The organism is Avibacterium sp. 20-126, assembly GCF_044358625.1.
In the GTDB taxonomy this organism is placed as follows: domain Bacteria; phylum Pseudomonadota; class Gammaproteobacteria; order Enterobacterales; family Pasteurellaceae; genus Avibacterium.
Window position 1 is genome coordinate 108,522 of sequence record NZ_CP091457.1, and the last position, 13,693, is coordinate 122,214.

A 13,693-nucleotide genomic window follows, 5' to 3' on the forward strand; every position below is an offset into this window, starting at 1 on the left:
TTATTCGCAACTTTTTTTAGAAAAATGCTTGCTTTTGTTTACGCTATCTTGTACGTTTTTTTGCACGGTTTAACGTAATTAATTTCCTGTGAATTAAAGCCGAAGGGTTATACTTTTAACCTTTTTACTGGGCATAATTCATCCAGATTTTATTTTCAACACAACATTACTTATAAGGAAAATTTTATGCAAAACGTTGGTTTTATCGGTTGGCGTGGAATGGTGGGTTCCGTACTAATGGATCGTATGCAGCAAGAAAATGATTTCGCGAATATCAACCCTATCTTTTTTACCACTTCACAAGCAGGTCAAAAAGCCCCTGTTTTCGCGGGTAAAGAGGCCGGTGTGTTAAAAGATGCGTTTGACATCGCGGAATTACAAAAATTAGACATTATCGTTACCTGCCAAGGCGGTGATTATACCAATGAAGTCTATCCAAAATTAAAAGCAACAGGGTGGAACGGCTATTGGATTGATGCAGCTTCGGCATTACGTATGGACAAAGATGCAATTATCGTACTTGATCCTGTAAACCAGAATGTGATCAGTGAAGGGCTAAAAAATGGTGTGAAAACCTTCGTGGGCGGAAACTGTACAGTGAGCTTAATGTTAATGGCATTAGGCGGATTATTTGAACGTGATTTGGTGGAATGGGTATCCGTTGCCACTTACCAAGCTGCCTCTGGCGCGGGTGCAAAAAATATGCGTGAATTATTAGTGCAAATGGGGGAATTAGAAGCGTCTGTTAAAGCCGAATTAGCAAATCCAGCTTCATCAATCTTAGATATTGAACGCAAAGTAACCGCAAAAATGCGTGATGCGTCCTTCCCAATTGATAATTTTGGCGCGCCACTTGCTGGTAGTTTAATCCCTTGGATCGATAAATTATTACCAGAAACAGGGCAAACGAAAGAAGAATGGAAAGGCTATGCAGAAACCAATAAAATTTTAGGTTTAAGTGACAATCCAATCCCAGTGGACGGCTTATGTGTGCGTATTGGTGCATTACGTTGCCACAGCCAAGCCTTTACCATCAAATTGAAAAAAGATTTGCCATTAGACGAAATTGAGCAAATTCTTGCATCTCACAATGAATGGGTGAAAGTGATTCCAAACGATAAAGAAACCACTTTACGCGAATTAACCCCTGCAAAAGTAACAGGCACATTAAGCGTACCAGTAGGACGCTTACGCAAATTAGCAATGGGGCCTGAATACCTCGCCGCCTTTACTGTTGGTGACCAATTACTATGGGGGGCTGCGGAGCCTGTTCGCCGTATTTTAAAACAACTCGTGGCGTAATTTCTAAGTTAAAAACTCATTGAAAAACGAATAGATAGAAAGCACCGCACGGCTGAAAATAAAGTGCGGTGCTTTTTGTGGGTTTTTTAGTGAATTTGAATAGCAAAATGTTTTATTTTCCCTTGAATGTTTAGCAATAGGGCTGCTGTATAAAAATAACGAAAAAAACACCGCACTTTAAAAATATGAAGTTTTATCAAAAAGTCAGAACCTCTGATGTGGCATTATGTTCTATCTTTCTTATCAGCTTTCCTTTATGATCGTGACATCTTTGTTTTATTGAAGGTAATCCAATGCTAAATTGCCTACACCGAGAACCTCATTTTTGCCGATTTGCGTTACAGCAATTAATGCCCTTTGTCGATCAATTTCCTATCCAATATTTAACGGGGAAGCAGGGTTGCCAAATTGCCTATCGCCATTTTTTGCATACAGAAACCTCGCCAAGTGCGGAGCGAAAATTGATGATTTTAGTCAATGGACGGGCGGAGAATATGTTGAAATGGTCGGAGTTGGCTTATGATTTTTATCAATGGGGATATGATGTATTGCTTTTTGATCACCGTGGACAGGGGTATTCTCAACGTTTATTAACGGATAAAGACAAAGGTTACGTTGATGAATTTCGCTTTTACTGTGAGGATATGGATACGGTAATTAAGCAAATCACTTGCCACAACGATTATTCGCAACAATACCTGCTTGCCCATTCGTTGGGATCACTGATTTCGGCTTATTATTTGGCGAATTATGATCATCAGATTCAATGTGCGGTGCTTTCTTCGCCATTTTTTGGCTTGCCGACCAAACATTTATTGCGTGATGAGTTGATCATTAATTTGATGATGTTAGTTGGACAAGGACAGCGTTATGTATTCGGCAAAACCGCTTATAAACCCACCAATCTTGAGTTAAATGAACTCAGTTTCTGCAAAACCAGAATGAAATGGATGAATCGTATTAATCGCTATTTTCCTGAATTAAGTCTTGGCGGGCCAACATTCCGCTGGGTGCATTTGTGTTTAACGGCAATTAAAGGGTTGGAAAAAATTTTGTCGCGCATTGAAATTCCTGTCTTGGTTTTGCAAGCTGGCAAAGAAAAAATTGTAGAAAATGCACAGTTGGCAAAATTAGTTGCCTGCTTGCCACAAGGAAAGTTAATTACACTGGAAAATGCCAAGCACGAGATTTTATTTGAACGGGATAAAATTCGTGCCGAAGCCTTAAATACAGTACAAGCCTTTATCGCCAATAACGAGACAACAACACGCCCAACAGGGTAAATAATAGGCTACCAGCAAGATGTAAGGCAATAATGGTCAGTGCGGACAGCCATTTTTCATTTAAGAAATTATTAATGACCTCCGCTGAAAAGGAAGAAAAGGTGGTGAGACTGCCTAAAAATCCTGTGATTAAAAATAATCGCCATTCGCCAGAAAACTGGGGGGATTGCCAAGCGAGAGCGAGTAAGATGCCAATTAAAAAACAGCCGAGATAATTGGCGATCAGTGTACCAAACGTGAGAAATGAAAACAGTGGGTTTAATAACTCACTCAAGCCCCAACGTGTGCAAGCGCCTAGTGCTGCGCCAGTACTGATGATGAGTAATGTTTGCCAAATTGCCATTTCGCCTGATATCCGCTTATTTTGCTCTAATACACACCAAAGGTGGCGCGTAAATAACTTGCGACAGCTTCGTGACGGTTAAAACCGATTTGTTCTAACTGCGGGCAAGTTTGCACTAAACGTGGATCAGCATTGCCCATAATGCACCCTTTTCCTACTTCGCTGAGCATTTCCACATCGTTCATTCCATCTCCAAAGGCAATACAAGCATTTAAGCCATAGTCGCGATTTGTTACAACTTTAGCAAGTGCGGTGGCTTTTGACACATTTTTATTCATAATTTCTAAACACTGTGGGGTGGAATAGGTCATATAAACGTGCTCGCCAAAATGTTGTGCGATATGTGCTTCAATTGGGGCGAGATCGGCGGGCGTTCTGCCAATGAAGAAGACTTTTTCTGTTTCACGTCCGTGATGTTGGTTGAAATCCACAACCTGATACATAAAACCAGAATCTTGATGATATTTTGCTAATTCGGGCATATCTAGGCTAATGAACCAACCCTCTTCTTGATAGCTATTTACAAACACATTTTTTTTATCATAAGGGGTTTGCATTATTTCCATTGCGATTGCATCCGGCAAACTGTTGCTCAACAGCAATTTACCTTGCAAATTATGCGATCTTGCGCCATTTGAAGTAATGAGCACGGCGTTATCCAGTTTCACTTTGCCTACAATATGTGCCACATCTTCATATTTCCGCCCTGTGGCGAGAATAATATCAATCTTTTTTTGGGATAATTTTTCGAGGGTTTCAATTGTGAAATCACCAATCACGTGATTTCCATTGAGCAATGTGCCATCTAAATCGGATACAACGGCACGAAAGGGTTGATTTTGCATAATTAAGCTCCTTCAACAAAAACAGCGAATATCATAGCAAATTATACGAAAAAATGACCGCACTTTTTCTTTCACGTTTTCTCTTTTATAAGAAAACGATTGCTAAATAGAAAAATTCCTTGATTTCTATTTTCAATGTGGTATCAATAGTAGCCAGTAACGGTAATTATTCAGATTTTATTCATACAATGACAAAACATTATTCTCTTATTAGCATTATTATTAACCTCGTGGTGATTATCACTGCGAGGTGTTGGCTTGCTAATAACTAGAATAATTAAACCTGATTTATACTTATTAGAAAGCCCCTCGCAGAGATTGCTGAGAGGCTTTTTTTATAACTAATTTATGATATAGGATAGGTGAAAAATGAACGGTGCAAGATTAGTAACCGAATGTTTAAAGGCGCATCAGGTGGATGTGGTGTTTGGGTATCCCGGTGGGGCGATAATGCCAGTTTATGACGCCATTTATGATTCAGGCTTGGAACATTTACTCTGTCGTAATGAGCAAGGCGCTGCGATGGCGGCAATTGGCTATGCCAGAGCCAGCGGTAAAACAGGCGTATGTATTGCCACTTCAGGCCCGGGAGCAACCAATTTAATCACTGGGCTAGGTGATGCGTTAATGGATTCCATTCCGGTTGTGGCGATTACGGGGCAGGTGGCATCCTCATTAATCGGTACAGATGCCTTTCAAGAAGCCGATGTATTAGGGTTATCTCTTGCTTGCACGAAACATAGTTTTATTGTGCAACATATTGATGAATTACCAGAAATTATCGCCAAAGCCTTTCAAATCGCGCAAAGTGGTCGCCCCGGTCCTGTGTTGATTGATATTCCAAAAGATGTGCAATTTGCTGAAACCGATTTACAGCCTTTTACCCTTCCTGTGGAAAAACCAACCGCACTTGATCCTGTCGAATTAGAAAAAGCATTGGCATTAGTGAAAAATGCGAAACGTCCTGTGGTGTATGTTGGCGGGGGCGTAGGAATGGCGAATGCGGTTCCTGCCTTGCGTGAATTTTTAGCTATCACCGAAATCCCAAGTATTTCCACGTTAAAGGGATTAGGCACAATTTTGCCTGATACGCCTTATTATATGGGAATGATCGGTATGCACGGCACCAAAGCCGCCAATTTAGCCACTCAAGAGTCAGATTTATTGCTCGTGTTCGGTGCGCGCTTTGATGATCGTGTAACGGGAAAATTAGATACCTTCGCCCCTAAGGCAAAAGTGATTCATTGCGATATTGATATTGCTGAACTCGGTAAATTACGTCGTCCTGATGTGGCTTTACGTGGTGATTTAAATGCCATTTTTCACGCCTTAGCAATGAAATTAGCATTGACTGATTGGCATAAAGAAATCAATAAACTCAAACAAGCGTTTGATTTTCGCTATGCACAAAATCAGGGGAAACAACCGATTAATCCTTGGTGGTTGCTTAACACGGTTTCTCAGCAAAAAGCAAAAAACGCTATTGTGGTTACTGATGTCGGACAGCATCAAATGTGGTCAGCACAGCATATGCAACATTATGCCCCAGAAAATTTTATTACCTCAGCAGGATTTGGCACAATGGGATTTGGCTTGCCCGCAGCGATTGGGGCGAAAAAAGCCCGTCCCAATGATGAGGTAATTTTAATTACGGGTGATGGCTCATTAATGATGAACGTGCAAGAACTTGGCACGATTAAACGTGGCAAAACACCGGTAAAAATCATTTTATTAGACAACCAACGCTTAGGTATGGTACGCCAATGGCAAACCTTATTTTTCCAAGCTCGTCATAGTAATACCATTCTTGATGATAACCCTGATTTCGTTACCCTTGCCTCTGCGTTTGATATTCAGGGTGAACGCATTGAATCAGGGGAAGAAGTGCAAGGGGCATTAGATCGTTTATTCCGATCAGAAGGGGCTTATTTATTACATATTTGTATCCCAGCAGAAGAAAACGTGTGGCCACTTGTTCCGCCAAATGCTTGCAATGTGGATATGCTGGAAGAATAAGAAAAAAGGAATTGTGGGGAAAATTATGCAACAGTATGAATTATCAATTCGTGCCAATAGACGGCCAGAAACCTTAGAGCGTTTATTGCGCGTAATGCGTCATCGTGGTTTTGAAGTGGTAAAATTACAAACCGAAAGCCAGCAACAAGAAATCACCTTGCAAGTCATCGTGCAAAGTGAAAGAGCGGTGGAATTATTAGTCAATCAATTAGTGAAATTACCTGATGTCATTGCGTTAAATTCATCGGCTAACTGAAGAAATAAATGCCTCATTGCGTTTTATCGCATTGTATTTAATTTAAAAATTTGTCAAAGTTTGGAGAGATTATGCCTAAATTACGTTCAGCAACCAGTACACAAGGTCGCAATATGGCGGGCGCACGCGCCTTATGGCGTGCAACAGGAATGAAAGAAAATGATTTTGGAAAACCCATTATTGCGGTGGTGAACTCATTTACACAATTCGTACCGGGACACGTTCACTTGAAAGATATTGGGCAATTAGTTGCACAGCAGATCGAACAAGCTGGTGGTGTAGCGAAGGAATTTAACACAATCGCCGTTGATGATGGCATTGCAATGGGACACGGTGGAATGCTGTATTCCCTACCTTCTCGTGATTTAATTGCCGACAGCGTAGAATATATGGTGAATGCACATTGTGCCGATGCAATGGTGTGTATTTCCAACTGCGATAAAATTACCCCGGGAATGTTAATGGCAGCATTACGCTTAAATATTCCAACCATTTTCGTTTCTGGCGGTCCAATGGAAGCCGGAAAAACCAAGCTCTCTGATCAATTGATTAAATTAGATTTAGTCGATGCAATGGTACAAAGTGCGGATAAAAATGTGTCCGATTCTGATGTTGAAGCCATTGAACGCTCAGCTTGTCCAACCTGTGGTTCTTGTTCTGGAATGTTCACCGCAAACTCAATGAACTGTTTAACGGAAGCATTAGGCTTAAGCTTGCCGGGTAATGGCTCTTGTTTGGCAACGCATAAAGATCGTAAACAGTTATTTTTAGATGCGGGGAAACAAATTGTTGAACTTTGCCACAACTATTATCAACAAGATGATGAATCTGTATTACCACGTTCGATTGCCACGAAAGCCGCTTTTGAAAATGCGATGAGCTTAGATATTGCAATGGGGGGGTCAACCAATACCGTTCTGCATTTATTGGCGGCAGCGCAAGAAGCCGAAGTGGATTTCACGATGGCAGACATTGATCGCCTTTCTCGTCGCGTGCCTTGTTTAAGCAAAGTTGCCCCAAATACCGCGAAATATCATATGGAAGATGTTCATAGAGCAGGCGGTATAATGGCCATTTTAGGCGAATTAGATCGTGCGAATTTGCTGGATAACCAAACTCGCACCGTATTAGGGTTAAGCTTGGCAGAGCAAATAGCCAAATATGACATTATGCTAACTCAAGACGAAGCGATTCGTGCATTCTATCGCGCAGGGCCGGCTGGCATTCGCACCACGCAAGCCTTTTCGCAAGATTGTCGTTGGGAAAGCCTTGATGATGACAGAGAAAACGGTTGTATCCGCAGTAAAGCATTTGCTTATAGTCAAGATGGTGGACTTGCAATGCTTTCAGGTAATATCGCCTTAGATGGTTGTATTGTAAAAACCGCTGGGGTAGATGAATCAATTTTAAAATTTACCGGAAACGCCATTGTCTTTGAAAGCCAAGAAGACGCAGTTAATGGCATTTTAGGTGGAAAAGTGCAAGCGGGCCACGTGGTGGTGATTCGTTATGAAGGGCCAAAAGGCGGACCGGGTATGCAAGAAATGCTTTATCCAACCAGTTACTTAAAATCAATGGGGCTAGGCAAGGCTTGTGCATTATTAACCGATGGGCGTTTTTCTGGTGGAACATCAGGCTTATCTATCGGCCATTGTTCGCCAGAAGCGGCAGCAGGTGGCGTAATTGGCTTAGTGAAAGATGGCGATACCATTGAGATCGACATTCCAAATCGCTCCATTCAATTAATGGTATCTGAACAAGAATTAGCGGTCCGTCGTGCAGAGCAAGATGCAAAAGGCTGGAAACCAGCGAATCGTCAGCGTGAAGTGTCGTTAGCACTGAAAATTTATGGCCACTTCGCCACTTCTGCAGATAAAGGTGCGGTGAGAGATCGCACTAAATTAGCCGATTAAAGAAAAATGACTGCACGGAATAAAGTGCGGTCATTTTTTCACCTATTTTTATCATCGTGCCTATAATCTTAGGTCGTGAAGGGAAACATTATGCTAAAAATGTTAAAGCAACACATTAAATTTTATACCAGCTTGATCCTTGTTGTGTTTGCTTTTTTAGGTTTTCGCCTGCTTTCTCAGGGCGAGATCAGCATTGATCTGATTTATTCTTGGGATATAGGAATGAGCCTGTATTTATTTTGGACATTTTGGACAATTCGCCAGCAACATCGTCATCGCGAAAAAATGACCGCACTTTTACAAGAACGCCAAACAGGAACAAAAGCGATGTTTGCCATTGTGAGCATTATTATTGTCGCTTGTCTTGTTGCCTTAGTCCGTTTAGTGAGTATTGCACAAAATTTGCCCGTTATGGAAAAAATGTGGTATATCAGTGTGGCTATCATTTCTATTTTTCTTTCTTGGCTAGTTATTCATATTTTATTCGCCATTCGGTATGCTCATCTTTTCTACCATAGCAAAATAAGCGGTGAGCCAATGCCATTACAAATTCCCCAAAGTGATGGGCAAAATGGTTATCAAACCGAGCCAAATTATTATGATTTTATTTATACAGCCTTGATTATAGGTACGTCAGCGCAAACCGCCGATGTTATGTTTTCATCAAGAGCAGGGCGTATTTTAGGCGGGATTCATAGCATTGTTGCCTTTATTTTTAACGTTACCGTGCTTTCTTTACTGATTAATATTATTTCAGGTTTTATTTAAGGATAATAAAATGACAACCCTTTCATTCAACAGCCCGACACCCAGCGGGGACGATTATTTAAAAACCATTTTAAAATTAGGTTCAGTGGTTTATCAAGTAGCGCAAACCACCCCATTACAGCCGATGGAAAAACTCTCTTCTCGCTTAGCTAATCAGATTTTAATTAAACGTGAAGATCGCCAGCCAGTGCATAGTTTTAAATTACGCGGTGCTTACGCAATGATCGCTGCATTAAACGAACAACAACGTCAAGCGGGGGTCATTGCCGCGTCCGCAGGTAACCACGCACAAGGCGTTGCGCTATCCGCCAAGCATCTTGGCTTAAAGGCATTAATTGTGATGCCACAAAATACGCCAAGCATTAAAGTTGAAGCGGTGAGTCGTTTTGGTGGCGATGTGTTGCTTTATGGCGCAAACTTCGATGAAGCAAAAAGTAAAGCGATTGAGCTGGCTAAAACGAAAAATATGACGTTTATTCCTCCTTTCGATCATCCTTTAGTGATCGCAGGGCAAGGCACCTTAGCACTGGAATTATTACAACAATCTTCTAATATCGATCGGGTTTTTGTCCCCGTTGGCGGTGGCGGTTTGGCAGCGGGAGTTGCCGTGTTAATTAAACAATTAATGCCAGAAATTAAAGTGATTGGCGTGGAAAGCAAAGATTCGGCGTGCCTGTATCAAGCGTTAAAAGCAGGGCAACCCATGGATCTAGAACGAGTGGGATTGTTTGCCGATGGGGTGGCAGTAAAACGCATTGGTGATGAAACGTTCCGCTTATGTCAGCAATATCTTGATGATGTGGTGTTGGTGGACGGCGATGAAATTTGTGCGGCAATGAAAGACATTTTTGAAAATGTTCGTGCAATTGCGGAGCCTTCAGGCGCTGTTTCTCTGGCTGGGCTTAAAAAATATGTCAAACAACATCAAATTCAAGGGGAAACCTTAGTCAATATTTTATCTGGGGCAAACCTGAATTTTCATACTTTACGTTATGTCTCTGAGCGTTGTGAAATTGGTGAAAAACACGAAGCGATGCTCGCGGTAACGATTCCCGAAGAAAAAGGCAGTTTCTTGCGTTTTTGTCATTTGCTTGGCGATCGTGCGGTAACAGAATTTAATTACCGCTATGCCGATCAAGCGCAAGCCTGTATCTTTGTTGGGGTGCGTATCAGTGGTGAAAAGGAAAAAAATGAAATCATCGCCCAGCTACAACAAAACGGCTATGCGGTGATGGATCTGTCTGATGATGATGTCGCGAAAACCCATATTCGTTATATGATTGGTGGACGCTCATCAAGCCAAGCTAAAGAACGTTTATACAGTTTTGAGTTCCCAGAACAGAAAGGTGCATTGCTTAAATTCCTTGAAATGCTTGGCACACACTGGAACATTTCCTTGTTCCATTATCGTGCGCACGGTGCAGATTATGGCAATGTGCTTGCTGGCTTCCAATTAGATGAAAATGATGAAATTCGTTTTAACGGACATTTGGAAGAACTGGCTTACACCTATCAAGATGTAACGGATAGCCCGGCGTATAAGTATTTTTTAGGATAAGTGAAAACTCGGGAAAAGAAAAACCATCGTAAAAAAGTGCGGTGGTTTTTTTATGAATTTTTACCTGTTTATAAATGATTAGCAGAGAAAATAAAGGGAGGTGCTTGACCTCCCTTTATCTTTATAAATACATTAATGTCCTTTCGCTCTGCTTGCTTAGTCCATAATGTGTTTTGCACTTTAAGGATTATTAGTAAACCCCTTGCGCTAACATTGCATCAGCAACTTTTACGAAACCAGCGACGTTTGCACCAGTGACATAATTGATGTTAGCTTGACCTTCCACTGTGCCGTATTTTTTACAGTTAGCGTGGATGTCGAGCATAATTTGTTTTAATTTCGCGTCCACTTCTTCAGCCGTCCAGTATAGACGTTGTGAGCTTTGTGCCATTTCTAAGCCTGAAGTGGCCACACCACCTGCATTTGCTGCTTTACCCGGACCAAATAATACGCCAGCTTCAAGCAATGCATCGGTTGCTTCGATCGTTGTTGGCATATTTGCACCTTCTGCCACAAGTTGTACGCCATTAGCGATTAATTTTTGTGCATCAGCAAGGTCTAATTCGTTTTGTGTTGCACAAGGTAAGGCGATGTCTGCTTTCACGCTCCACGGACGCTCGTTCGCAACATATTGTAAGCCGAATTTTTCCGCATAATCTTTCACTCGACCGCGCTGTACATTTTTGATTTCCATCAACGCAGCTAATTTTTCTGGGGTGAAACCCGCTTCATCATAAACGTAGCCAGAGCTGTCAGAACAAGTAACGACTTTCGCGCCAAGTTGTAAGGCTTTCTCAATCGCATATTGTGCAACGTTACCTGAACCTGACACAACCACGGTTTTACCTTGGAAAGATTGATTTTTTTCTTCAAGCATTGCTTGTGCAAAATACACTAAGCCATAGCCTGTTGCTTCTGGACGAATTAAGCTACCACCGAATGATAAACCACGCCCTGTGAACACACAGCCTGCTTGGTTAGATAATTTTTTCATCATCCCAGCAAGATAGCCCACTTCACGACCACCAACACCAATGTCGCCTGCAGGAACGTCTGTGTCAGGGCCAATATGGCGATAAAGCTCGCTTACTAATGCTTGGCAGAAACGCATTACTTCGCCGTCAGATTTACCTTTAGGATCGAAGTCTGAACCGCCTTTACCACCGCCCATTGGTAATGTGGTGAGGGCATTTTTGAAGATTTGTTCAAAGCCTAAGAATTTTAGGATTGATTGGTTTACAGAAGGGTGGAAACGCATTCCGCCTTTAAATGGTCCAATTGCACTGCTGAATTGAACACGGAAAGCACGGTTTACCTGCACTTGACCTTTGTCATCTGTCCACGCTACGCGGAATTGGATTAAACGCTCAGGCTCAACAAGGCGCTCTAAAAGAGCTTGTGAGCGATATTGTGGGTTTTTCTCTAAGAATGGCCAAATCGAAGTGAACACTTCACGCACAGCTTGTAAAAACTCTGGTTGGTGTCCATCACGTTGTTCAACTTTGGCTAAGAATTCTTCTAATGAGGTAACTTGTGACATAATTTACTTCCTTTATGTGTGTATGATGTTGATAAATTTATTATTAGAATGGCTAAAGTCCTGTTGTACAGTCTTTAGGTAAGCCTTAGAAAGTTGGCTTGGGAATTACTATGCAACAAAAAGGGGATCTATTGCAAATATTTTTTTGTAAAAAAATGGTTTTTTATAAAAAATTAGATGATTATCAAAAAAAAGCGGTGGTTTATGAAAAAATTCTAAATAAACCACCGCACTTTAAAAAATAAATCAGAAGAGATGAAGATTTTTGATCCCTTCAACAATAATTTCAACCCCGAGAGACATCAAAATTAACCCCATAATACGGGTAATCACATTAGAACCTGTTTTGCCTAATTTTTTAATCAATGGCTCAGAATATTTTAATAAGATAAAACAGCATAGCCCGAAAATGGCAATGGTGAGTGAGGTGTAAATATAATCCATAATGGTATGCTGATTTGAGCCAAATACGATGGTGGCACTGATTGAGCCGGGGCCTGCCATAATTGGCATTGCCAATGGCACGACGGCAATGTTGTTGTAATCGTCAAAGTTTTCTGCTTTTTCTTCTTTATTGATTTTATGATCACCGATTTTACCGTTGATCATTGTCAGTGCGATCATCGCCACCAAGATACCTCCCGCAATGCGGAAAGAGTTAATGGAAATATGGAAGGCATCTAAAATCATATTGCCAAAGAAGAAGCTGACCAACAAAATCACGGTAACAGAAAAGCAGGTAATAAGCCCCGTGCGATTTTGCTGTGCTGGTGTTTGATCGGATGTCATTGAGTAGAAAATAGGAATAACGCCCAGTGGATTGACGAGTGCGATCAGTCCTACGAAAAATTGGATATAAATTGCAATGTCCATACGTTTTTTTGGAATAAGTAAAGGGGTTGCTATTGTTGCTATTATAGAGCGTTCATTTTTGTTGAACAAGAAAAGTGCGGTGTTTTTTCGATGAGAAAATAATGCCCCTGAATGGTCAGGGGCAAGGTGAAAAAAGGGGTTAAAATTACCAGCCTTTAACTACGCCGTCTTTGAAGTATTTTACTGCTTCTTGGTACACTTCATCGGTTTGATACGCTTTTACGAAGTTTTTCACCGCGTCGCTGTCTTTGTTGTCTTCACGCGCTACGATAATGTTTACATAAGGCGAATCTTTATCTTCAACAAACACACCGTGTTCTTGCGTATTTAAACCAACTTGACCCGCGTAAGTGTTATTAACAACCGCCAAATCAACATCATCTAATGCACGGGCTGCTACAGAGGTATCCACTTCTTTAATTTGTAGATGTTTTGGATTTTCTACAATGTCTAAAGAGGTTGCGAATAGGTTTGTGTTGTCTTTAAGTTTAATTAAACCTTGTTTTTCTAATAAGATTAATGCACGCGCAAGGTTACTTGGATCATTTGGCACAGCAATGATGGCACCGTCTTGTAATTCGCTCACATTTTTAATTTTTTTCGAATAACCAGCTAATGGATAAACGAAGGTGTTACCCACGATAACAAGGTTTTTATAGCCGTGTTCTTGCGAATCTTTATCAAGGTAAGGTTTGTGTTGCATTGCATTGATATCTAAATCCCCATTGCTTACCGCTGGGTTTGGTAATGAATATTCGTTAAATTCGACAAATTCGACATCTAAACCATATTTTTCTTTCGCTACTTTTGCCGCAATTTCCGCCACTTGGTGTTCTGGCCCTGACATTACGCCCACTTTAATTTTTTGTGCAGCAGGTTGTGCGGCGGCAGTGGTTTCTGCTTTTTTGTCATCTTTACAAGCGGTTAGTGCTAAAACCGATGAAAGTGTGGCTACCGTGAATAATTTTTTAAAGTTCATTTTTACTTTCCTTTTTA

The 13,693-nt window shown here is 41.1% G+C and carries 12 protein-coding genes; 7 read left to right on the plus strand and 5 right to left on the minus strand.

Features of this window, described 5'->3' with window-relative positions; all coding sequences use genetic code 11:
- Window positions 1–186 precede the first annotated feature (186 nt).
- A complete protein-coding gene (gene asd, locus L4F91_RS00475; protein WP_265762959.1) occupies window positions 187–1,302 on the plus strand; it encodes an aspartate-semialdehyde dehydrogenase in 1,116 nt (371 codons plus the stop codon).
- Between the two features lie 293 nt (window positions 1,303–1,595).
- Entirely contained in the window at window positions 1,596–2,585 is a 990-nt protein-coding gene (locus L4F91_RS00480) for an alpha/beta fold hydrolase (RefSeq protein WP_395896641.1), read from the plus strand.
- Here L4F91_RS00480 and crcB read toward each other — a convergent pair.
- Window positions 2,545–2,928 (minus strand): fluoride efflux transporter CrcB, encoded by a 384-nt coding sequence (crcB, locus tag L4F91_RS00485; protein ID WP_250351152.1) that lies wholly within the window; start codon window positions 2,926–2,928, stop codon window positions 2,545–2,547. The genes L4F91_RS00480 and crcB overlap by 41 nt on opposite strands.
- Window positions 2,929–2,954: 26 nt before the next feature.
- Window positions 2,955–3,773, minus strand: a complete 819-nt coding sequence (locus L4F91_RS00490) for a Cof-type HAD-IIB family hydrolase (protein ID WP_395896644.1) — start codon at window positions 3,771–3,773, stop codon at window positions 2,955–2,957.
- Window positions 3,774–4,142: 369 nt separating this feature from the next.
- Between L4F91_RS00490 and ilvG the strand changes: the two genes are divergently transcribed.
- From ilvG to ilvA, 5 genes are all read left to right on the plus strand, one after another.
- Window positions 4,143–5,789 (plus strand): acetolactate synthase 2 catalytic subunit, encoded by a 1,647-nt coding sequence (gene ilvG, locus L4F91_RS00495; protein ID WP_395896646.1) that lies wholly within the window; start codon window positions 4,143–4,145, stop codon window positions 5,787–5,789.
- 25 nt (window positions 5,790–5,814) lie between these two features.
- The gene (ilvM, locus tag L4F91_RS00500; protein WP_250351149.1) at window positions 5,815–6,045 is read left to right on the plus strand and encodes an acetolactate synthase 2 small subunit; all 231 of its coding nucleotides are present in this window, start codon (window positions 5,815–5,817) and stop codon (window positions 6,043–6,045) included.
- Window positions 6,046–6,116: 71 nt separating this feature from the next.
- Window positions 6,117–7,958, plus strand: a complete 1,842-nt coding sequence (gene ilvD, locus L4F91_RS00505) for a dihydroxy-acid dehydratase (protein ID WP_265762954.1) — start codon at window positions 6,117–6,119, stop codon at window positions 7,956–7,958.
- Window positions 7,959–8,048: 90 nt separating this feature from the next.
- Entirely contained in the window at window positions 8,049–8,726 is a 678-nt protein-coding gene (locus L4F91_RS00510; protein WP_395896648.1) for a DUF1345 domain-containing protein, read from the plus strand.
- A gap of 10 nt (window positions 8,727–8,736) precedes the next feature.
- Window positions 8,737–10,284, plus strand: coding sequence for a threonine ammonia-lyase, biosynthetic (gene ilvA / locus L4F91_RS00515; RefSeq protein ID WP_395896650.1), 1,548 nt, complete (start codon window positions 8,737–8,739; stop codon window positions 10,282–10,284).
- Between the two features lie 190 nt (window positions 10,285–10,474).
- Here the strand turns inward: ilvA and gdhA are convergent, their stop codons facing one another.
- From gdhA to L4F91_RS00530, 3 genes are all read right to left on the minus strand, one after another.
- Complete coding sequence (gdhA, locus tag L4F91_RS00520; RefSeq protein WP_250351145.1) at window positions 10,475–11,824, minus strand: NADP-specific glutamate dehydrogenase; 1,350 nt, start codon at window positions 11,822–11,824, stop codon at window positions 10,475–10,477.
- 246 nt (window positions 11,825–12,070) lie between these two features.
- Window positions 12,071–12,697, minus strand: coding sequence for a YchE family NAAT transporter (locus tag L4F91_RS00525; protein ID WP_250351144.1), 627 nt, complete (start codon window positions 12,695–12,697; stop codon window positions 12,071–12,073).
- A gap of 145 nt (window positions 12,698–12,842) precedes the next feature.
- A complete protein-coding gene (locus L4F91_RS00530) occupies window positions 12,843–13,676 on the minus strand; it encodes a MetQ/NlpA family lipoprotein (protein WP_395896653.1) in 834 nt (277 codons plus the stop codon).
- Between the last annotated feature and the right edge of the window lie 17 nt (window positions 13,677–13,693).

Coding starts and splice junctions, on each gene's coding strand:
- crcB (WP_250351152.1), bottom strand. CDS start 2,928: ATGGCAATTTGGCAAACATTACTCATCATCAGTACTGGCGCAGCACTA.
- L4F91_RS00490 (WP_395896644.1), bottom strand. CDS start 3,773: ATGCAAAATCAACCCTTTCGTGCCGTTGTATCCGATTTAGATGGCACA.
- L4F91_RS00510 (WP_395896648.1), top strand. CDS start 8,049: ATGCTAAAAATGTTAAAGCAACACATTAAATTTTATACCAGCTTGATC.
- ilvD (WP_265762954.1), top strand. CDS start 6,117: ATGCCTAAATTACGTTCAGCAACCAGTACACAAGGTCGCAATATGGCG.
- asd (WP_265762959.1), top strand. CDS start 187: ATGCAAAACGTTGGTTTTATCGGTTGGCGTGGAATGGTGGGTTCCGTA.
- ilvG (WP_395896646.1), top strand. CDS start 4,143: ATGAACGGTGCAAGATTAGTAACCGAATGTTTAAAGGCGCATCAGGTG.
- ilvM (WP_250351149.1), top strand. CDS start 5,815: ATGCAACAGTATGAATTATCAATTCGTGCCAATAGACGGCCAGAAACC.
- gdhA (WP_250351145.1), bottom strand. CDS start 11,824: ATGTCACAAGTTACCTCATTAGAAGAATTCTTAGCCAAAGTTGAACAA.
- L4F91_RS00480 (WP_395896641.1), top strand. CDS start 1,596: ATGCTAAATTGCCTACACCGAGAACCTCATTTTTGCCGATTTGCGTTA.
- L4F91_RS00530 (WP_395896653.1), bottom strand. CDS start 13,676: ATGAACTTTAAAAAATTATTCACGGTAGCCACACTTTCATCGGTTTTA.
- L4F91_RS00525 (WP_250351144.1), bottom strand. CDS start 12,697: ATGGACATTGCAATTTATATCCAATTTTTCGTAGGACTGATCGCACTC.
- ilvA (WP_395896650.1), top strand. CDS start 8,737: ATGACAACCCTTTCATTCAACAGCCCGACACCCAGCGGGGACGATTAT.